Genomic DNA, 20,469 nt, shown 5'->3' with positions numbered 1-20,469 from the left:
AGAATGTGATGATTAATCGCATTCTTGGTTTTTTAGATTTGAAATTTATTATAATTGTTCATTGGCAATATACTTTTTAAATGATTTAATAAACACCAATATTTCTGGGATTTCTTTTTTGCTGTATATATATGTAAATGAAATAGGTGCTTGTAAAATTTTCGTGTTAATAACCGAAATATTGTAATCACTATTTGTTGTTATATAAAGAGGCAGGAATGATATACCTTGATTCATTTCGATTAATTTAATTGAAGTATGCACATCATTGATAGATAGAAATTGTGCTTTTTCATAAATATTTAAAATATTATTTTTAAGTGATGACCAATATTCTGGATGGTTATCACTTATTATTTTGTATTTTTCAAATAAAGATGCCTCAGTTAGAAGATGATTATTCTCTTTATTGGGAGCAATCAATACAATTTTACCTTCGCATACTTTTTCAGAATGAACTTCTCTTAGTTTAGGTTGATTTCTGCTAATCCCGATGTCATACGTATGATTATTAATATCTTTTTCAATATTTTCATTTTTGACATGAAGAGAAACATCGATAAAAGGATGCTCGTTAAAGAATGATTTTAAAAATTTGGGCATAATGAATGTCGCGATATATGAAGACACGACAACATTTAATTTCGATTGAAACATCGTTTTTTTAAGTTGGATATGTTTGATGCCACTTTCATATTGTTCAATAAAACTTTGCGCAATTGGAAGAAATGTATGACCATCTTCAGTCAAGATAATTTGATTTTTATAAGTTTCAAATAGTTTCACATTGAGATGTTGTTCTAAATTTTTAATTTGCTTATGTATAGAAGGTATAGTGAGATTAATTTCTTCACTAGCTAATCGATAGTTTAACGTCTTCGCTAAAATGACAAATGTATAGTACCAATCCAAATTCATGAACTTACCTCTTTCAAAAAAGTTAATAATTCATTAGATAATATTTAATTTTTATTGCATAAAAATAATATTAATATTATATCAGAGGTTATCGAGGGGGTGAAGTAATATGATTCGAATTCAAGATAATACAATAAGGGATGGTATGCAACAAAGTAATGTTCGAAAAAGTCTATTTATAAAAAAAGAAGTATTGAAACAAATTAACAAGTTAAATATAAATTCTGTTGAAGTAGGCATGTGTACTACTATCGAGGATGAATTTAATATTCATCAATTCAGAGACATTTTAAGCCCTGAAAAAGAATTAGTAGTATTGACTAGGCTTAATGAAAAAGAAATAAAAAAAATAGTCAAATTGAAAATTCATAATTTAGTGGTAAAAATACTATTGCCAATATCTGACTTGCATATAAAAGAAAAGCTTAATTTTTCAAATAAATATTATATTCAGAAAATCAAAGACTGCTTGGAAATATTAAAGAAAGATAAAAAAGGAGTAGATATTTGTTTTGAAGATGCAACAAGGACTTCTAGAGAAAAATTGAAAGAATACATGGAAATTATTTCAAAATATCAAGTTAGAACAGTTACATTTGCGGACACTGTAGGATGTTCGACACCATTAGAATACGGAGATATTTTTAATTACTTTGTAAAAAAATATTCTAACATAATTTTTTCTGCTCATTGTCATAACGATCTAGGGTTGGCTACTGCAAATACATTAGCTGCAATTTTAAATGGTGCAAAGCAAATAGAAACTACATTTTTGGGAATTGGTGAGAGAGCGGGTAATGCTCCTATTGAGGAAATAATTACTATTTTGACAAAAAAACAAATAGAAAGTACGGAATTCACTTTACCCGACGTATATAAAACTAGTATTAATATTTCTAAAATTCTCGATTTTCAAATATCAGAAAACAAACCTATAATTGGTGAAAATATATTTAAACATGAATCAGGAATTCATCAAGATGGTACTAAAAAAAATATAAATATGTATCAATATTTAGTTCCTAGTGATTTAGGATTGAAAAATTCACAAGTTGTTCAGTTTCCAATAAGTAATATTTCTAGTAAGAAAATCTTGCACAATAAATTTAAATCAATAGTTAACACTGAAGAAATTGATGAAAATATTTCTTTCTATAAACTTGTGAACAAGTTTTCACCTGAAGTAGCACCTGAAGATACAGTGGATTTACTTCAGATAATAAAAAGGAGGAGTAAAGATGGAAATTTTAAATGATTCTGTAAAAAGTTTTGAAAAACTTTATTTACAATTACAAGATGGTTTTCCAGTGATTGTTCCTACTGATACTAATTATAATTTATGTAGTTTACCTAACAACGATCTTTGTATCGATAAAATATTTGAATATAAAAAGCGATCGAAAGATAAGCCATTATCATTATTTATTGATAAGCCAGAGGATTGGAAATTGTATGGAGATAATCAAAATACGGAAATAGTTGATAAACTAGTTGAAATATTTTGGCCTGGACCATTAAATATTATTTTAAAAAATAAAACAAGCTATAATTATATGCTCAATAATTCAGATAGTATAGCTATAGGATGTGTACAAAATAAAACGATGAGAAGATTTATTTCATATATTAATTCACCTATAGCAATTACTTCAGCAAATATCTCTGGAACTGCCGATGATATTTTAATAACTGAAAATGAAGCAATTAAGCACATGGGCGAAAATGTAAGATATATGCTAAGAAGTCAAAATAAAACTAACTATAAAACATCTAGTACGATTATTAAAGTGACAGATAATAAAATTGAATTATTAAGAGAAGGAGATATAAAGTTTGAAGAAATAAAAGAAAGACTAGGTACAGGTATTATTTATGAATAAGTTAATACTTGGGATTTATTTATACCGAATTTTTTCACGAGCATACTTTTATTTATCGTTTTTATTAATTTACTTTTTGATTCAAGGTTATTCCATAATACAATTAGAAATATTAATGGCGTCTTATGGTATTGCAGCATTTTTATTCTCTCTATACAAAGAGAAGTGTTTTAAAATTTGTAACTTAAAAGATTCTAATAAATTAGTTGTTAGTGAAATATTCAAAATCATCGGTTTATTGTTGTTATTATATCAAAATCAATATTTAATTTTAGTAGTGGCACAAATATTATTAGGGTTAAGTTACTCAATGATGGCGGGTGTTGATACAGCAATAATTAAAAGAAATATAACAAATGAGAAATACGTACAAAATAAGTCAAATAGCTATATGTTCCTATCATTATTAATTTAAGGGATTATAGGTAGTTATCTTTATGGAATAAATATTAAATGGCCTATAATAATGACTGGTATATTTTCAATTCTAACAATTATAATTATTCGATGCACATTAGTTGAAAATAGGGAATTAAATTTAATAGGAGAAACAAAGGGAAAGATAAAGAAATTTCTACCGGAAGAGAAGTTTTGGATATTGCATTATTCTTTTTTAAGAGCGTTAATATTAGGATTTTTTATAGGATTTATTCCAATTAATATATATAATGATTTAAAACTGAATAATTTACAATTTATTTCAGTATTAACTTGTTACACAGTTATGGGTTTTGTATCTTCACGTTATTTAACTAAATACTTGAACTATAAGTTTGTGTCAGAAATTTGTTTAGTAATATTTTTAATAATATATACATATCAAAGTTTCATAGCAGTTACTATTTCTATGATATTTTTAGGTATTTCTTCAGGGTTAACTCGTCCACAAACTATAAATAAACTTTCTAGCAGTAGTAACTTAAGAGTGATGCTTAATTATGCAGAAACGTTATATTTTATTTTTAATATCGCATTTTTACTTTTGGGTGGTTACTTATATACAATAGGAACTATTCAATACTTAATATTATTTATTTCGTTATTAATTTTTATATATTTAATAATAATATTTTATTTTACAAGGAGAGAGCAACATGAAAATAAAAACTGAATTTAAAGGGAACAATATACCATATGAATACGCAGCAGGTGCAGATGTGAGTGATTCTATTAACGGGAATCCAATTAAATCATTTCCATTTGAAGTAACTGAATTACCGGAAGGGACTAAATATCTTGCTTGGTCTTTAATTGACTATGATGCAATTCCTGTGTGTGGCTTTGCATGGATTCATTGGAGTGTAGCTAATGTAAGTGTTAGTGGCAATTCAATTTCTATAAAAGCAGATTTATCAAGAACAAAGGGTGACTATGTACAAGGTAAAAATAGCTTTACTAGTGGGTTGTTGGCTGAAGATTTTTCAGAAATAGAAAATCACTATGTAGGACCAACACCACCTGATAAAGATCATCAATATGAATTAACCGTTTATGCATTAGGTCATTCTTTAAATTTGAAGAATGGGTTCTACTTGAATGAATTTTTAAAAGAAGTAAATCAACATAAAATTGATCAAACAAGTATTAACCTTATAGGAAGAAAAATTTAATACTAAATATCTCATCAATATAAAATTGTTCAATTAAAAGTATGAAGAAACAAGGGATTTAATTTATATATTAGGTACGGCGTTCGCTATAATGCAAAGAAGTAATTAAATTTAAGTAATGTAAACTTAGTTATTGTAATGTGAATTTATTCGAAAAAATAGAAAGTATTAACAATTATAGCTTTTACATTAATTAAAATTAATTTTTAAAAACAAGTAAACAATTTACATACTTATAATTTTTGAAACTTTTAGATTTGTGTTATATTGATTTTGTAAGATACTTTAACTCACAAAGGAGAGAGATTATATGAAATTAAAATCATTTATAACTGTAACTTTGGCACTGGGCATGATCGCAACGACTGGCGCTACTGTGGCAAGTAATGAGGTATCTGCAGCAGAAAAGGACAAACTACCGGCAACTCAAAAAGCTAAAGAAATGCAAAATGTTCCATATACAATCGCAGTAGATGGCATTATGGCTTTCAATCAATCTTACTTAAATTTACCAAAAGATAGCCAATTATCATATTTAGATTTAGGGAATAAAGTTAAAGCTTTATTATATGATGAACGTGGTGTAACACCTGAGAAGATTCGAAATGCAAAATCTGCCGTTTACACGATTACTTGGAAAGATGGCAGTAAAAAAGAAGTTGATTTAAAGAAAGATAGTTATACAGCAAACTTGTTTGATTCAAATTCAATTAAACAAATTGATATTAATGTAAAAACTAAATAAACACTTAAAATTATCAAATTCAACATGAAGCATTTAATTTTACAGTGATGATTATAATATAATTGCCTTGATACAAAGATTACTCGTAAATGACATCTTTGTATTAAGGCTTTTTCTAAATTTTAATGTGATGGGTTAGAGGTCATTGAGCTTTAAAATATTCATAATACAAAACATTAATGGCCAAAAATAAAAGCCGCCTTTATCTGGGCAGCTTCAATAATAAGAAAGACATATTTCATTTTATACTAAATAGTTATTGTGATGAATCTTTCGGTGGTTTAATTACTGCAGCAAAAATTGCTGTAAAAATCGTGAACAATACTGCCATGATAATTGGATTCACTACATTTAAGCTGTCTCCACCTACTAGGCTATTAAGTACAAAGTTAACCATTTGCATTAATAATAATGCCCAAAAGAATGTTACGAGGTGTTTCATGTCATTCTACCTCCACTTTAATTATATATATTTTATTTTAAGTGAAAGTTAGAAATTTGTATAGTAACATCTCATATATTTTGACCATATTATACAGTTTAAATAAATGATTTTATCTGAATGGCTATTCTAATTTAAGCGCATTAAAACCAATTTCATACTGAAATTTGACGATAATAAAGCATTAAAATTTTATTAACTAGTCAATATTCCTACCTCTGACTTGAGTTTAAAAAGTAATCTATGTTAAATTAATACCTGGTATTAAAAATTTTATTAAGAAGGTGTTCAACTATGAACGTGGGTATTAAAGGTTTTGGTGCATATGCGCCAGAAAAGATTATTGACAATGCCTATTTTGAGCAATTTTTAGATACATCTGATGAATGGATTTCTAAGATGACTGGAATTAAAGAAAGACATTGGGCAGATGACGATCAAGATACTTCAGATTTAGCATATGAAGCAAGTGTAAAAGCAATCGCTGACGCTGGTATTCAGCCCGAAGATATAGATATGATAATTGTTGCCACAGCAACTGGAGATATGCCATTTCCAACTGTTGCAAATATGTTGCAAGAACGTTTAGGGACGGGCAAAGTTGCCTCTATGGATCAACTAGCAGCATGTTCTGGATTTATGTATTCAATGATTACAGCTAAACAATATGTTCAATCTGGAGATTATCATAATATTTTAGTTGTCGGTGCAGATAAATTATCTAAAATAACAGATTTAACTGACCGTTCTACTGCAGTTCTATTTGGAGATGGTGCAGGTGCGGTTATCATCGGTGAAGTTTCAGAAGGCAGAGGTATTATAAGTTATGAAATGGGTTCTGATGGCACTGGTGGTAAACATTTATATTTAGATAAAGATACTGGTAAACTGAAAATGAATGGTCGAGAAGTATTTAAATTTGCTGTTAGAATTATGGGTGATGCATCAACACGTGTAGTTGAAAAAGCGAATTTAACATCAGATGATATAGATTTATTTATTCCTCATCAAGCTAATATTAGAATTATGGAATCAGCTAGAGAACGCTTAGGTATTTCAAAAGACAAAATGAGTGTTTCTGTAAATAAATATGGAAATACTTCAGCTGCGTCAATACCTTTAAGTATCGATCAAGAATTAAAAAATGGTAAACTCAAAGATGATGATACAATTGTTCTTGTCGGATTCGGTGGCGGCCTAACTTGGGGCGCAATGACAATAAAATGGGGAAAATAGGAGGATAACGAATGAGTCAAAATAAAAGAGTAGTTATTACAGGTATGGGAGCCCTTTCTCCAATCGGTAATGATGTCAAAACAACATGGGAGAATGCTCTAAAAGGCGTAAATGGTATCGATAAAATTACACGTATCGATACTGAACCTTATAGCGTTCACTTAGCAGGAGAACTTAAAAACTTTAATATTGAAGATCATATCGACAAAAAAGAAGCGCGTCGTATGGATAGATTTACTCAATATGCAATTGTAGCAGCTAGAGAGGCTGTTAAAGATGCGCAATTAGATATCAATGAAAATACTGCAGATCGAATCGGTGTATGGATTGGTTCTGGTATCGGTGGTATGGAAACATTTGAAATTGCACATAAACAATTAATGGATAAAGGCCCAAGACGTGTGAGTCCATTTTTCGTACCAATGTTAATTCCTGATATGGCAACTGGGCAAGTATCCATTGACTTAGGTGCAAAAGGACCAAATGGTGCAACAGTTACAGCATGTGCAACTGGTACAAACTCAATCGGAGAAGCATTTAAAATTGTGCAACGCGGTGATGCAGATGCAATGATTACTGGTGGTACGGAAGCTCCAATTACTCATATGGCAATTGCAGGTTTCAGTGCAAGTCGAGCGCTTTCTACAAATGATGACATTGAAACAGCATGTCGTCCATTCCAAGAAGGTAGAGACGGTTTTGTTATGGGTGAAGGTGCTGGTATTTTAGTGATCGAATCTTTAGAATCAGCACAAGCTCGAGGTGCCAATATTTATGCTGAGATAGTTGGCTATGGTACTACAGGTGATGCTTATCATATTACAGCGCCAGCTCCAGAAGGTGAAGGCGGTTCTAGAGCAATGCAAGCAGCTATGGATGATGCTGGTATTGAACCTAAAGATGTACAATACTTAAATGCCCATGGTACAAGTACTCCTGTTGGTGACTTAAATGAAGTTAAAGCTATTAAAAATACATTTGGTGAAGCAGCTAAACACTTAAAAGTTAGCTCAACAAAATCAATGACTGGTCACTTACTTGGTGCAACAGGTGGAATTGAAGCAATCTTCTCAGCGCTTTCAATTAAAGACTCTAAAGTCGCACCGACAATTCATGCGGTAACACCAGATCCAGAATGTGATTTGGATATTGTTCCAAATGAAGCGCAAGACCTTGATATTACTTATGCAATGAGTAATAGCTTAGGATTCGGTGGACATAACGCAGTATTAGTATTCAAGAAATTTGAAGCATAATTATAAAAATCTTCAGTAACGTTGTTTTAGTTACTGAAGATTTTTCTGTTTCTTTATACTAAGATGAGCGACAGCACAATCGTCATAATAAAATATAAAATATTTATTAATAATAAGGGCATTATCCATGTAGAAACAAAGTAATGCTCTTTTTTTACCTCTTGTGGGTTGAAAAATGGATCATCAGAGATAGACTTCTTCTTTTTCGAAGATGACATTTGATACTTTAATCTTCTAAAACCATAACTTGTCGCATCAAAAATGCCTTCTTGTACAAGTAAAATCAAAAATATGCTAATAAAAATAATTAATGAAACATAAAACAATATATTTAAATATGTAATGATAGTATGGCTATTAAAAACCCATATAATAAACGTTAACATTGGGGTTATTAGTGCCATTCCAAGCCATTTTTTCAACATTTGATCACTCCCACTTATAGAAAACTCTTACGCATAGTTTACATTAAAATGAGACATTGAGGAATGATTTTTTAATTTCTTCAGTTTTATTGAAATTCTAAAATCAATCATTCTTCATTAGTTTAAAGCAAAAAAATATTGATATATAGTAAATATTGTATATATAATATTAGTTAAGATTTCAGAAAATTTTGAAGGGAATGGAAATTTAGAAATCGGAATTTGTTAGAGGAGGGGATTAGATGGGGAAATATATTTTCAAACGATTTATTTATATGCTTATTTCTTTATTTATTATTATTACAATTACATTTTTCTTAATGAAATTAATGCCAGGTTCGCCATTTAACGATGCTAAATTAAATGCTGAACAAAAAGAAATTTTAAATGAAAAATATGGATTAAATGATCCTGTAGCTACGCAGTATTTACATTATTTAAAAAATGTTGTTACAGGCGATTTTGGTAATTCATTCCAGTATCATAATCAACCTGTGTGGGATTTGATTAAACCGAGACTACTACCTTCTTTTGAAATGGGTCTTACAGCAATGTTCATCGGTGTGATACTGGGACTTATTTTAGGTGTTGCAGCAGCTACTAAACAAAATTCTTGGGTTGACTATACAACTACAGTTATTTCAGTTATTGCAGTATCTGTACCATCTTTTGTACTTGCTGTACTTTTACAATATGTATTTGCAGTTAAATTAAGATGGTTCCCAGTAGCTGGATGGGAAGGTTTTTCGACCGCGGTATTACCGTCACTTGCATTATCTGCAGCTGTTTTAGCAACTGTCGCCAGATACATAAGAGCAGAGATGATAGAGGTATTAAGTTCAGACTACATTTTATTAGCGAGAGCTAAAGGTAATTCGACAATGCGTGTACTTTTTGGACATGCACTTAGAAATGCTTTAATTCCAATTATTACAATTATCGTTCCCATGTTAGCAAGTATTTTAACAGGCACTTTAACAATTGAAAATATTTTTGGGGTTCCTGGATTAGGGGATCAATTCGTACGTTCAATTACAACAAATGATTTCTCAGTAATCATGGCAATCACACTATTATTTAGCACATTGTTTATCGTTTCTATTTTTATTGTAGATATTTTGTACGGTGTGATAGATCCACGAATTCGTGTTCAGGGAGGTAAAAAATAATGGCTGAAAATAAAAACAATTTGTCGATTAACGACGATCATTCTAATGCAGCTATGACGCATACCTCTGACGCTATCGCATCATCTGATTTTATTATTAGAGAATTAGATTTGAATCAGGAACCTGAAATGCAACGAGAAAGCAAAAACTTTTGGCAAGATGCTTGGGCTCAGTTAAAACGAAATAAGTTAGCTGTTGTCGGTATGATAGGTTTAATTATCATTGTAATATTTGCTTTTATCGGTCCAGTTATAAATAAACATGATTATGCTGAACAAAATGTACAACATAGAAATCTTCCGGCAAAAATACCTGTATTAGACAAAGTTCCATTTTTACCTTTTGATGGTAAAGATGCAGATGGCAAGGATGCTTATAAAGCAGCAAATGCTAAAGAAAATTATTGGTTTGGTACTGATCAGTTGGGTCGAGATTTATGGACAAGAACATGGAAAGGTGCTCAAATTTCATTGTTTATCGGTGTTGTTGCAGCGATGTTAGATATTTTTATTGGCGTTGTATATGGTGCGATTTCTGGATTCTTCGGTGGACGTGTCGATACGATTATGCAACGTATACTTGAAGTCATAGCATCTATTCCGAATTTAATTGTCGTAATTTTATTTGTATTAATTTTTGAACCATCCATTTGGACAATTATATTGGCTATGTCTATCACAGGCTGGTTAGGCATGAGCAGAGTTGTACGTGGAGAATTTTTAAAATTGAAAAATCAAGAGTTTGTCATGGCTTCGAAAACATTGGGGGCTTCAAAATTCAAATTGATATTTAAGCATATTTTACCTAATACGTTAGGTGCTATCGTGGTTACATCAATGTTTACAGTACCTAGTGCTATTTTCTTCGAAGCATTTTTAAGTTTCATTGGTATAGGTGTACCCGCACCTCAAACATCGTTAGGGTCATTAGTAAATGATGGGCGCGCAATGTTATTAATTTATCCACATGAATTATTTATACCAGCAATGATTTTAAGTTTATTAATTCTATTCTTTTACTTATTTAGTGATGGATTACGTGATGCATTTGATCCGAAAATGCGTAAATAAAAGGGGGCATAGCATATGACTGAAAGAATATTAGAAGTAAATGATTTGCATGTTTCCTTTGATATTACAGCAGGGGAAGTGCAGGCAGTGAGAGGTGTAGATTTTTATTTAAACAAAGGGGAAACATTGGCAATTGTTGGTGAATCAGGTTCAGGTAAATCTGTAACAACAAAAGCAATTACAAAATTATTCCAAGGGGACACAGGAAGAATTAAAAAGGGAGAAATTTTATTTTTAGGGGAAGATTTAGCAAAAAAACCTGAAAATGAGTTAATTAAATTACGTGGCAAAGATATTTCAATGATCTTTCAAGATCCAATGACATCTTTAAACCCAACGATGCAAATTGGTAAACAAGTCATGGAACCATTAATTAAGCACAAAAATTATAGTAAAGCACAAGCTAAAAAGCGCGCATTGGAAATACTAAATCTTGTAGGTTTACCAAATGCAGAAAAAAGATTTAAAGCATATCCACATCAATTTTCAGGTGGACAAAGGCAAAGAATTGTTATTGCAACCGCATTAGCTTGTGAACCTAAAGTGCTCATTGCTGATGAACCAACGACTGCATTAGACGTAACGATGCAGGCACAAATTTTAGATTTAATGAAAGAACTACAACAAAAAATCGATACAGCAATTATTTTTATAACGCATGATTTAGGGGTTGTTGCGAATATTGCTGATAGAGTGGCAGTTATGTATGGTGGTCAAATGGTTGAAACAGGAGATGTTAACGAAATATTTTATGATCCAAAGCATCCATATACATGGGGATTATTATCGTCAATGCCTGATTTATCAACAACAAATGACACACCATTACTAGCGATTCCTGGAGCGCCACCTGATTTATTACACCCACCTAAAGGTGATGCATTTGCTAGACGTAGTCAATATGCATTAGATATTGATTTTAAAGTAGAACCACCGTGGTTTAAAGTTTCACCGACACATTTTGTGAAATCTTGGTTATTAGACGCACGTGCACCAAAAGTTGAACTACCCGAGCTGGTAAAACAACGTATGAAACCGATGCCTAATAATTATGAAAAACCACTCAAGGTAGAAAGGGTGTCGTTCAATGAAAAATGATGAAGTGCTATTATCTATTAAAAATTTAAAGCAATATTTTAACGCAGGAAAGAAAAACGAAGTGAGAGCGATTGAAAATATTTCGTTTGAAATATACAAAGGGGAAACATTAGGTTTAGTAGGAGAATCGGGGTGCGGTAAATCTACAACTGGTAAATCAATTATCAAACTTAATGATATTACAAGTGGAGAAATTTTGTATGAGGGTATTGATATACAAAAGATTCGTAAACGTAAAGATTTGCTTAAATTTAATAAAAAGATACAGATGATTTTTCAAGACCCATATGCGTCTTTAAATCCTAGGTTAAAAGTAATGGATATAGTAGCTGAAGGCATTGATATCCATCATTTAGCAACTGATAAACGTGACCGTAAAAAACGTGTCTATGATTTACTTGAAACTGTTGGATTAAGTAAAGAACATGCCAATCGTTATCCTCATGAATTTTCAGGTGGACAACGCCAACGTATTGGAATTGCCCGTGCATTAGCCGTTGAACCAGAATTTATTATAGCAGATGAACCTATTTCAGCATTGGATGTTTCAATTCAAGCTCAAGTAGTCAATTTGTTATTAAAATTACAGCGTGAAAAAGGTATTACATTCCTATTTATTGCACATGATTTATCAATGGTGAAGTATATCTCTGATCGAATTGCAGTCATGCATTTTGGGAAAATTGTAGAAATCGGACCAGCAGACGATATTTATCAATATCCATTACATGATTATACTAAGTCTTTATTGTCGGCAATTCCTCAACCGGATCCTGAATCGGAACGTAGTCGCAAACGATTTAGTTATATTGATGATGAAGCAAATAATCATTTAAGACAATTACATGAAATAAGACCAAAGCATTTTGTTTTTAGTACTGAAGATGAAGCGGCACGACTACGAAAAAATTTGTTGGTGACACAAGATTAAGGGGAAGGGGGAAATGAAATGACAAGAAAGTTGAAAGCGCTGATTTTAATATTGGTTGCCACAATTGCATTAAGTGGTTGTGCTAATGATGATGGTATTTATTCAGATAAAGGTCAAGTATTCAGAAAAATTTTGTCAGCAGACTTAACATCCCTTGATACATCATTAATAACGGATGAAATATCTTCTGAAGTGACTGCGCAAACATTCGAAGGTTTATATACATTAGGAAAAGGTGACAAACCGGTGTTAGGTGTTGCGAAAGCTTTTCCTGAAAAGAGTAAAGATGGTAAAACTTTAAAGGTTAAATTAAGAAACGATGCTAAATGGAGCAATGGTGACAAAGTGACTGCACAAGACTTTGTTTATGCTTGGAGAAAAACAGTTGACCCTAAAACAGGTTCTGAATTTGCATACATTATGGGGGACATTAAAAATGCGAGTGATATTAGTACTGGTAAGAAACCTGTAGAGCAATTAGGTATCAAAGCATTAGATGATAAAACATTACAAATTGAATTAGAAAAGCCGGTTCCATATATTAATCAATTATTAGCACTAAATACATTTGCACCTCAAAATGAAAAAGTTGCCAAAAAATATGGTAAAAATTACGGTACGGCAGCTGATAGAGCGGTATACAATGGTCCATTTAAAGTTGATGATTGGAAACAAGAAGATAAAACCTTACTATCTAAAAATCAGTATTATTGGGATAAAAAGAATGTAAAATTAGATAAAGTGAATTATAAAGTTATTAAAGACTTACAAGCAGGTGCATCATTGTATGATACTGAATCAGTAGATGACGCAGTTATTACAGCAGATCAAGTAAATAAATATAAAGATAATAAAGGATTAAACTTTGTGTTAACGACTGGGACATTTTTTGTGAAAATGAATGAAAAACAATATCCTGATTTTAAAAACAAAAATTTAAGATTGGCTATCGCGCAAGCAATAGATAAAAAAGGATACGTAGATTCAGTGAAAAACAATGGCTCAATTCCTTCCGATACATTAACAGCCAAAGGCATTGCGAAAGCGCCTAATGGCAAAGATTATGCGAGTACCATGAATTCGCCTTTAAAATATAATCCTAAAGAAGCAAGAGAACACTGGGACAAAGCTAAAAAAGAGTTAGGTAAAAATGAATTGACATTTTCAATGAACACAGAAGATACACCAGATGCAAAAATATCTGCTGAATATATCAAATCGCAAGTTGAGAAAAATTTACCAGGAGTTACTTTGAAAATTAAGCAATTGCCGTTCAAACAAAGAGTATCATTAGAACTGAGTAACAATTTTGAAGCATCACTTAGTGGTTGGTCTGCAGATTACCCTGATCCTATGGCTTACTTAGAAACAATGACCACAGGTAGCGCACAAAATAATACAGACTGGGGTAATAAAGAATACGATCAATTACTTAAAGTAGCAAGAACCAAATTGGCACTTCAAACGAACGAACGATATGAAAACTTGAAAAAAGCAGAAGAAATGTTCCTAGGAGATGCACCGGTAGCACCAATTTATCAAAAAGGTGTTGCACATTTAACAAATCCTCAAGTAAAAGGATTGATTTACCATAAATTTGGTCCAAATAACTCACTTAAACATGTATATATTGATAAATCGATAGATAAAGTAACAGGTAAGAAGAAAAAATAATATGCTTTGTAAATTAGGCTGGAGATATATCTCCAGTCTTTTTGTGTTGCAGAAAAACTTTGGGAATAAAAAATTAAAATAAGTCGTTTTTTAAATTACTGAAATTGATTAAATGCATTAATAACTGAATATTCTAAAAATAAACTTGTAATAATTTTTTCTATGAGTAAACTAAAAAGAAAAAAATTAGATTGAAAGTAGGAGGCATATAAATGGGGAAGCTAATTAAATATATTTCAATACTTATTGTTATCGTTTTAGTGTTGAGTGCTTGCGGAAAAAGCAGTAATAAAAATGAAGGAGTAAAAGATGCTACTAAAACAGAAATCTCAAAACATAAAGGCGGTACCTTAAATGTAGCATTAACAGCACCGCCAAGTGGCGTTTATTCTTCGTTATTAAATAGTACACATGCAGATGCTGTAGTTGAAGGATATTTTAACGAAAGCTTATTAGCAATTGATAAAAAAATACGTCCTAAGGCATATATTGCTTCATGGAAGGACATCGAGCCGGCTAAGAAAATAGAATTTAAAATTAAAAAAGGTATTAAATGGCATGATGGTAATGAATTGAAAATTGATGATTGGATTTATTCAATTGAAGTCTTAGCTAACAAGGATTACGAAGGTGCTTATTATCCAAGTGTAGAAAATATCCAAGGTGCGAAAGATTATCATGAAGGAAAAACTGATCATATTAGCGGATTGAAGAAAATAGATGACTACACTATGCAGGTTACATTTGATAAAAAACAAGAAAATTACTTAACAGGATTTATTACTGGACCTTTATTAAGTAAAAAATATTTATCAGATGTACCAATTAAAGATTTAGCGAAATCAGATAAAATCCGAAAATACCCTATTGGTATTGGACCGTATAAAGTTAAGAAAATTGTTCCAGGTGAGGCTGTTCAACTCGTTAAATTTGATGATTATTGGCAAGGTAAGCCTGCACTAGACAAAATCAATTTAAAAGTTATTGATCAAGCTCAAATTATTAAGGCAATGGAAAAAGGCGATATTGATGTTGCGAATGATGCTACCGGTGCAATGGCAAAAGATGCTAAGTCATCTAATGCTGGTCTCAAGGTATTATCTGCGCCAAGCTTAGACTACGGTTTAATAGGATTCGTATCTCATGATTACGATAAAAAAGCTAATAAAACTGGTAAAGTGAGACCAAAATATGAAGACAAAGAATTACGTAAAGCAATGCTTTATGCAATTGATAGAGAAAAATGGATCAAAGCATTTTTCAATGGTTACGCTAGTGAAATAAATAGTTTTGTACCATCAATGCATTGGATAGCAGCTGATCCTAAGGAACTAAACGATTATAAATATGATCCTGAAAAAGCTAAAAAAATCTTAGATAAGTTAGGTTATAAAGATAGAGATGGTGACGGATTTAGAGAAGATCCTAAAGGTAATAAATTTGAGATTAACTTTAAACATTATTCAGGTTCAAATCCTACTTTTGAACCAAGAACTGCTGCGATAAAAGATTTCTGGGAAAAAGTTGGCTTGAAAACAAATGTGAAGTTAGTAGAATTCGGTAAATATAATGATGACTTAGCAAATGCATCTAAAGATATGGAAGTGTACTTCAGATCATGGGCAGGAGGTACAGATCCAGATCCATCAGATTTATACCATACTGATAGACCTCAAAATGAAATGAGAACAGTTTTACCAAAATCAGATCAATATTTAGATGATGCATTAGACTTCGAAAAAGTAGGCATTGATGAAAAGAAACGTAAAGATATTTATGTAAAATGGCAAAAATATATGAATGATGAGTTACCTGGATTACCAATGTTCCAAGGTAAATCGATAACTATTGTTAACGATAAAGTACGAAACTTAGACATTGAAATTGGAACTGATCAAAGTTTATATAATTTAACTAAAGAAGCTTAGTAATGTAACCTCGACGATTTTGTCGAGGTTTACTTATATGGGGGGATGTTATGAATAATGTATTGTTAGAGGTTAAAGATTTAGAAACATCATTAAAAATAGATAATGAATGGTTAGCAACTGTTGAAAATATTTCTTTTGAATTATCTAAAGGAGAAGTTTTGGGTATAGTAGGGGAATCTGGTTGCGATAAGTCCATATTAAGTAAGTCAATTATTAAATTATTACCAGAAAAGATATCTAAACTAAGTAATGGAGAAGTTATATTTGATGGTAAACGAATCGATACGCTCAATGAGAAGCAATTGCTAGATATTCGAGGAAATGATATTGCTATGATTTTTCAAGAACCTATGACTGCTTTAAATCCGGTATTTACCATAAAAAATCAACTAGTGGAATCTATAAAATCACATAAAAAAATTTCTAAAAAAGAAGCAAATAACTTAGCAAAAGATTTACTAAAAAAAGTTGGAATTGCAAGACAAGATGAAATATTAAATAGCTATCCTCATCAATTATCTGGTGGTATGAGGCAAAGAGTAATGATTGCAATGGCCATTTCATGTTCTCCCAAATTATTAATTGCTGATGAACCTACAACTGCTTTGGATGTCACGATTCAAGCTCAAATATTAGACTTATTAAAAGAATTGCAAAAGGAAACGCAAATGGCAATTATGATGATTACACATGATTTGAGTGTGGTTGCTGAATTTTGCGATAAAGTTTTGGTTATGTATGCAGGTCAAATTGTAGAATTTGGAGGCATAAAAGAAATACTACACAATCCGAAACATCCTTATACCCAAAAATTATTATCTACAATTCCAAAACTTAAAGAAGAGCAGAAACGACTTGAAACGATAGAAGGAATTGTGCCATCAATTCAAGCATTTCACGTAAATAAGTGCAGATTTGCAAATAGATGTAACAAAAAACTGGATATTTGTAATAATCAATCTCCTAAAATGCATGTTTGTGAAGACGTCATTGTACGTTGTCATTTGTACCAAAATGAATATAAGGAGATATAAGAATGGAAAATATTTTAGAAGTAAATCACATAAAAAAATACTACAAAATTAAAACTGGATTATTACAAAAAACTCAGTACGTTAAAGCTGTTGATGACGTATCGTTTTCAATAAAAAAAGGACAAACTTTTGGATTAGTAGGAGAATCGGGTTGTGGTAAGTCAACGTTAGGTAAAGTGATTATCAGGCTTGAAGATGCAACTTCAGGCTCAATAATTGTTAATGGTGAAGATATAACAAGGTTACAAGGTAAAAAACTGAGAAAATCACGACAACAATATCAGATGATATTTCAAGATCCGTATGCATCATTGAATCCGATGCAAATGGTTGGAGATATCATTTCAGAACCTATTTTAAATTATAAAAAATTGCCAAAAGAAGAAATAAAAAAAGAAGTACTATATTTATTAAAATGTGTTGGCCTAAGTGAAGATGCATATTATAAATATGCACATGAATTTTCAGGTGGACAGAGACAAAGAGTGGGAATTGCAAGAGCATTGGCTTTGCGTCCGAGTTTAATTGTTGCTGATGAGCCTGTAAGTGCATTAGATGTATCTGTTCAATCTCAAGTACTGAATTTATTAAAAGATTTACAAGAACAATTTAACTTAAGCTATTTATTTATTGCACATGATTTAAGTGTAGTAAAACATATAAGTGATGTCATTGGAGTTATGTATTTAGGTCATATAGTTGAAATCGCATCTGATAAAGAAATTTATGAAAATCCCAAACATCCATATACAAAAGCGTTGATTTCATCAATACCACAAATTGATAAGCTAAATAAAAATAGAATTATATTAAAGGGAGAATTACCTTCGCCAAGTAATCCGCCACAAGGTTGTCCTTTCCATACTAGATGTCCAATTGCTCAAGATATGTGCAAAAAAAGTATGCCAGAATTAAAGGACATTGGTAACGAACATCAAGTTGCTTGTTTCTACGTAGATAAAGTAGGTGATTTAAATGATTAAATTAATACTTAAAAGATTAGGGTTAATGATCCCGTTACTAATTTTAATCTCAATAGTTGTATTTTCATTAGCAATCATACAACCAGGAGATCCATTTTCAGATCTACAAAACGGTAAAATAAAACAAGAAGCAATAAATGCACAAAGAGAAAAGTTAGGTCTCAACGACTCAATACCACATCAATACATTAGATGGGTCAATCATGTTATACACGGTGATTTAGGGGAGTCAATCAAATATAAAAGGCCGGTAATTGATGTTATTGAGGAAAGAATTCCAAATACAATATTACTCGGTGCTATGTCATTAATTATTACTTATATTATCTCATTTGCTTTAGGAATAACGTCAGGTAGATATTCTTACAGTTTGACGGATTATACTGTGCAAATATTTAATTATTTGATGTTAGCCATTCCATCTTTTATTGCGGGAGTATTTGCAATTTTTATTTTTTCTTTTGAATTACAATGGTTTCCGTTTCAAGGTTCTGTTGATATTAACCTTAAAGAAGGTACTTTTGAATATTATATGAGTAAAATTTATCATACATTTTTACCTGCATTAACTTTAGGATTATTATCTACTGCTGGTTATATTCAATATTTACGTAATGATATTATTGAAAATTCTAAAAAAGATTATGTATTGACGGCAAGGTCAAAAGGATTATCTATGAATAAAATTTATAATAAACATATATTGAGAAATTCTCTAATACCTATTATTACATTTTTAGGTGCTGATATTGTAAGTATTTTAGGTGGAGCTGTGATTACGGAGACTATCTTTTCATATAACGGTATCGGTAAATTATTTTTAGAATCGGTAATAGGCCAAGACTATCCATTAATGATGGCATTAACGTTATTTTTCTCATTTTTAGGTTTACTGGGTAATTTGATTTCTGATATTACTTATGGATTTATAGATCCAAGAATTAGAAGTAACTAGGGGGGATTAGAATGTAAAATAAGTCAAAATCGCCTTTTAAAATTGCATTGTCTAAATTTATTCATAATAAAATTGCAATGTTATCGATTATTTTTTTATTAATCATAACTATTGTATCAATTATAGCGCCATTAATAGCTCCTTTTCCAGTGAACCAACAAGATTTATTAAATATAAAAGGTGAAATGACAGCACAAAACATTCTTGGTACAGACTCTGGTGGTAGGGATAACTTTAGTCGTTTGTTATATGCAGGTCGTATTTCATTATCCATTGGAATTACATCTACAATAGGAATGCTTTTGATTGGAATTACAGTTGGAGTGATTTCTGGTTATTTTGGAGGTATTGTTGATACATTATTAATGAGAATAACCGAATTTGTTATGTTATTTCCGTTTTTAATATTTGCAATTGTATTAAATGCCGCACTTGGAGATAAAATTAAAAATCCTTATGGATCTGCCATAATTCTTGTTCTAGTTATTATCGTATTAAGTTGGGGAGGTATTGCAAGACTCGTTCGTGGTAAAGTACTTCAAGAAAAAGAAAATGAATACTTTTTGGCAGCAAAATCAATTGGTACACCCACATATAAAATTATTTTGAAACATCTTTTGCCGAATATATTAAGTGTAGTTATCGTACAAGCAACATTGTTATTTGCCGGTATGATTGTAGTGGAATCAGGATTGAGTTTTTTAGGATTCGGAATTAGTAAAGCAATCCCATCTTGGGGTAATATGTTGAGTGATGCTCAAGAAGGTGATGTTATAAGTGGTAAACCGTGGATATGGATGCCACCTGCTATAATGATTACATTAACTATATTAAGTATAAACTTTGTAGGGGAAGGGCTTAAAGATGCTTTTAATCCTAGAGGTAGACGTTAAATAATAAACAGGCTGGGACATAAATCCCTAAAAAACAGCAGTAAGATAATTTTCAATTAGAAAATATCTTACTGCTGTTCTCTATTTATACAATACTTCGTATTGAATGGCTTCGCTTTCCTAGGGTGCCGTCTCAGCCTCGGTCTTCGACTGGCACTGCTCCCTCAGGAGTCTCGCCATTAATACTACGTATTAACATGTAATTTTACTTTGAAATAC

At 31.1% G+C, this 20,469-nt stretch carries 19 protein-coding genes and 1 pseudogene; 17 read left to right on the top strand and 3 right to left on the bottom strand.

Annotated features, from left to right (window positions below):
- Positions 1-48: 48 nt before the first annotated feature.
- A complete protein-coding gene (locus ACXQH5_RS02190) occupies positions 49-918 on the bottom strand; it encodes a LysR family transcriptional regulator (RefSeq protein ID WP_001047064.1) in 870 nt (289 codons plus the stop codon).
- Positions 919-1,027: 109 nt separating this feature from the next.
- On the opposite strand from ACXQH5_RS02190, the gene ACXQH5_RS02185 reads away from it, so the two are divergent.
- The 5 genes and pseudogenes from ACXQH5_RS02185 to ACXQH5_RS02165 all read left to right on the top strand — a co-directional run bounded on the left by ACXQH5_RS02185 (position 1,028) and on the right by ACXQH5_RS02165 (position 5,153).
- Entirely contained in the window at positions 1,028-2,173 is a 1,146-nt protein-coding gene (locus ACXQH5_RS02185) for a LeuA family protein (protein ID WP_000619354.1), read from the top strand.
- Positions 2,157-2,798 (top strand): L-threonylcarbamoyladenylate synthase, encoded by a 642-nt coding sequence (locus tag ACXQH5_RS02180; RefSeq protein WP_000404422.1) that lies wholly within the window; start codon positions 2,157-2,159, stop codon positions 2,796-2,798. The genes ACXQH5_RS02185 and ACXQH5_RS02180 overlap by 17 nt, the downstream gene beginning before the upstream one ends.
- Positions 2,791-3,909, top strand: a pseudogene (locus tag ACXQH5_RS02175) (MFS transporter). Before ACXQH5_RS02180 ends, ACXQH5_RS02175 begins: the two are co-directional and overlap by 8 nt.
- Positions 3,893-4,408 (top strand): YbhB/YbcL family Raf kinase inhibitor-like protein, encoded by a 516-nt coding sequence (locus ACXQH5_RS02170; RefSeq protein ID WP_000695347.1) that lies wholly within the window; start codon positions 3,893-3,895, stop codon positions 4,406-4,408. The pseudogene ACXQH5_RS02175 and the gene ACXQH5_RS02170 overlap by 17 nt, the downstream one beginning before the upstream one ends.
- 310 nt (positions 4,409-4,718) lie before the next feature.
- Entirely contained in the window at positions 4,719-5,153 is a 435-nt protein-coding gene (locus tag ACXQH5_RS02165) for an MAP domain-containing protein (protein ID WP_000769690.1), read from the top strand.
- Between the two features lie 256 nt (positions 5,154-5,409).
- Here the strand turns inward: ACXQH5_RS02165 and ACXQH5_RS02160 are convergent, their stop codons facing one another.
- Positions 5,410-5,595 carry a YjzD family protein gene (locus tag ACXQH5_RS02160; protein WP_000682089.1) on the bottom strand — a complete coding sequence of 62 codons (186 nt, stop codon included), beginning with the start codon at positions 5,593-5,595 and terminating at the stop codon, positions 5,410-5,412.
- Between the two features lie 294 nt (positions 5,596-5,889).
- Here ACXQH5_RS02160 and ACXQH5_RS02155 point away from each other — a divergent pair, with 294 nt between their 5' ends.
- Both ACXQH5_RS02155 and fabF read left to right on the top strand, forming a co-directional pair.
- Entirely contained in the window at positions 5,890-6,831 is a 942-nt protein-coding gene (locus tag ACXQH5_RS02155) for a beta-ketoacyl-ACP synthase III (protein WP_001100526.1), read from the top strand.
- Positions 6,832-6,842: 11 nt separating this feature from the next.
- The gene (gene fabF / locus ACXQH5_RS02150) at positions 6,843-8,087 is read left to right on the top strand and encodes a beta-ketoacyl-ACP synthase II (RefSeq protein ID WP_000081240.1); all 1,245 of its coding nucleotides are present in this window, start codon (positions 6,843-6,845) and stop codon (positions 8,085-8,087) included.
- A gap of 53 nt (positions 8,088-8,140) precedes the next feature.
- On the opposite strand, the gene ACXQH5_RS02145 is transcribed toward fabF, so the two are convergent.
- Positions 8,141-8,512: a DUF3899 domain-containing protein gene (locus tag ACXQH5_RS02145; RefSeq protein ID WP_000915162.1), complete on the bottom strand. Its 372-nt coding sequence runs from the start codon at positions 8,510-8,512 to the stop codon at positions 8,141-8,143.
- Positions 8,513-8,754: 242 nt separating this feature from the next.
- On the opposite strand from ACXQH5_RS02145, the gene opp3b reads away from it, so the two are divergent.
- From opp3b to opp4C, 10 genes are all read left to right on the top strand, one after another.
- A complete protein-coding gene (opp3b, locus tag ACXQH5_RS02140; RefSeq protein ID WP_000521533.1) occupies positions 8,755-9,681 on the top strand; it encodes an oligopeptide ABC transporter permease in 927 nt (308 codons plus the stop codon).
- Positions 9,681-10,751, top strand: a complete 1,071-nt coding sequence (gene opp3C, locus ACXQH5_RS02135; RefSeq protein ID WP_000829639.1) for an oligopeptide ABC transporter permease — start codon at positions 9,681-9,683, stop codon at positions 10,749-10,751. The genes opp3b and opp3C overlap by 1 nt, the downstream gene beginning before the upstream one ends.
- Positions 10,752-10,766: 15 nt before the next feature.
- A complete protein-coding gene (locus tag ACXQH5_RS02130) occupies positions 10,767-11,849 on the top strand; it encodes an ABC transporter ATP-binding protein (protein WP_000140050.1) in 1,083 nt (360 codons plus the stop codon).
- The gene (locus ACXQH5_RS02125; RefSeq protein WP_000786743.1) at positions 11,839-12,780 is read left to right on the top strand and encodes an ABC transporter ATP-binding protein; all 942 of its coding nucleotides are present in this window, start codon (positions 11,839-11,841) and stop codon (positions 12,778-12,780) included. The genes ACXQH5_RS02130 and ACXQH5_RS02125 overlap by 11 nt, the downstream gene beginning before the upstream one ends.
- 18 nt (positions 12,781-12,798) lie before the next feature.
- The gene (locus tag ACXQH5_RS02120) at positions 12,799-14,454 is read left to right on the top strand and encodes a peptide ABC transporter substrate-binding protein (RefSeq protein ID WP_000197089.1); all 1,656 of its coding nucleotides are present in this window, start codon (positions 12,799-12,801) and stop codon (positions 14,452-14,454) included.
- A 212-nt stretch (positions 14,455-14,666) separates the two neighbouring features.
- Complete coding sequence (gene opp4A, locus ACXQH5_RS02115) at positions 14,667-16,382, top strand: oligopeptide ABC transporter substrate-binding protein (protein WP_000517168.1); 1,716 nt, start codon at positions 14,667-14,669, stop codon at positions 16,380-16,382.
- Positions 16,383-16,432: 50 nt separating this feature from the next.
- On the top strand, positions 16,433-17,419 hold the full coding sequence (locus tag ACXQH5_RS02110) for an ABC transporter ATP-binding protein (RefSeq protein ID WP_057504516.1): 987 nt from the start codon (positions 16,433-16,435) through the stop codon (positions 17,417-17,419).
- Between the two features lie 2 nt (positions 17,420-17,421).
- On the top strand, positions 17,422-18,402 hold the full coding sequence (locus ACXQH5_RS02105; protein WP_000427764.1) for an ABC transporter ATP-binding protein: 981 nt from the start codon (positions 17,422-17,424) through the stop codon (positions 18,400-18,402).
- Positions 18,395-19,357, top strand: coding sequence for an oligopeptide ABC transporter permease (gene opp4B / locus ACXQH5_RS02100; protein ID WP_000593421.1), 963 nt, complete (start codon positions 18,395-18,397; stop codon positions 19,355-19,357). The genes ACXQH5_RS02105 and opp4B overlap by 8 nt, the downstream gene beginning before the upstream one ends.
- 41 nt (positions 19,358-19,398) lie before the next feature.
- Positions 19,399-20,250, top strand: a complete 852-nt coding sequence (opp4C, locus tag ACXQH5_RS02095; protein WP_049786226.1) for an oligopeptide ABC transporter permease — start codon at positions 19,399-19,401, stop codon at positions 20,248-20,250.
- Positions 20,251-20,469 lie beyond the last annotated feature (219 nt).

The organism is Staphylococcus sp. SA22, from assembly GCF_054165785.1.
This window is presented reverse-complemented; position numbering and strand designations above follow the sequence as displayed.

Excerpts from the sequence above, each read along its gene's own strand:
- ACXQH5_RS02190 (WP_001047064.1), bottom strand. The coding sequence starts at position 918 with ATGAATTTGGATTGGTACTATACATTTGTCATTTTAGCGAAGACGTTA.
- ACXQH5_RS02185 (WP_000619354.1), top strand. The coding sequence starts at position 1,028 with ATGATTCGAATTCAAGATAATACAATAAGGGATGGTATGCAACAAAGT.
- ACXQH5_RS02180 (WP_000404422.1), top strand. The coding sequence starts at position 2,157 with ATGGAAATTTTAAATGATTCTGTAAAAAGTTTTGAAAAACTTTATTTA.
- ACXQH5_RS02170 (WP_000695347.1), top strand. The coding sequence starts at position 3,893 with ATGAAAATAAAAACTGAATTTAAAGGGAACAATATACCATATGAATAC.
- ACXQH5_RS02165 (WP_000769690.1), top strand. The coding sequence starts at position 4,719 with ATGAAATTAAAATCATTTATAACTGTAACTTTGGCACTGGGCATGATC.
- ACXQH5_RS02160 (WP_000682089.1), bottom strand. The coding sequence starts at position 5,595 with ATGAAACACCTCGTAACATTCTTTTGGGCATTATTATTAATGCAAATG.
- ACXQH5_RS02155 (WP_001100526.1), top strand. The coding sequence starts at position 5,890 with ATGAACGTGGGTATTAAAGGTTTTGGTGCATATGCGCCAGAAAAGATT.
- fabF (WP_000081240.1), top strand. The coding sequence starts at position 6,843 with ATGAGTCAAAATAAAAGAGTAGTTATTACAGGTATGGGAGCCCTTTCT.
- ACXQH5_RS02145 (WP_000915162.1), bottom strand. The coding sequence starts at position 8,512 with ATGTTGAAAAAATGGCTTGGAATGGCACTAATAACCCCAATGTTAACG.
- opp3b (WP_000521533.1), top strand. The coding sequence starts at position 8,755 with ATGGGGAAATATATTTTCAAACGATTTATTTATATGCTTATTTCTTTA.
- opp3C (WP_000829639.1), top strand. The coding sequence starts at position 9,681 with ATGGCTGAAAATAAAAACAATTTGTCGATTAACGACGATCATTCTAAT.
- ACXQH5_RS02130 (WP_000140050.1), top strand. The coding sequence starts at position 10,767 with ATGACTGAAAGAATATTAGAAGTAAATGATTTGCATGTTTCCTTTGAT.
- ACXQH5_RS02125 (WP_000786743.1), top strand. The coding sequence starts at position 11,839 with ATGAAAAATGATGAAGTGCTATTATCTATTAAAAATTTAAAGCAATAT.
- ACXQH5_RS02120 (WP_000197089.1), top strand. The coding sequence starts at position 12,799 with ATGACAAGAAAGTTGAAAGCGCTGATTTTAATATTGGTTGCCACAATT.
- opp4A (WP_000517168.1), top strand. The coding sequence starts at position 14,667 with ATGGGGAAGCTAATTAAATATATTTCAATACTTATTGTTATCGTTTTA.
- ACXQH5_RS02110 (WP_057504516.1), top strand. The coding sequence starts at position 16,433 with ATGAATAATGTATTGTTAGAGGTTAAAGATTTAGAAACATCATTAAAA.
- ACXQH5_RS02105 (WP_000427764.1), top strand. The coding sequence starts at position 17,422 with ATGGAAAATATTTTAGAAGTAAATCACATAAAAAAATACTACAAAATT.
- opp4B (WP_000593421.1), top strand. The coding sequence starts at position 18,395 with ATGATTAAATTAATACTTAAAAGATTAGGGTTAATGATCCCGTTACTA.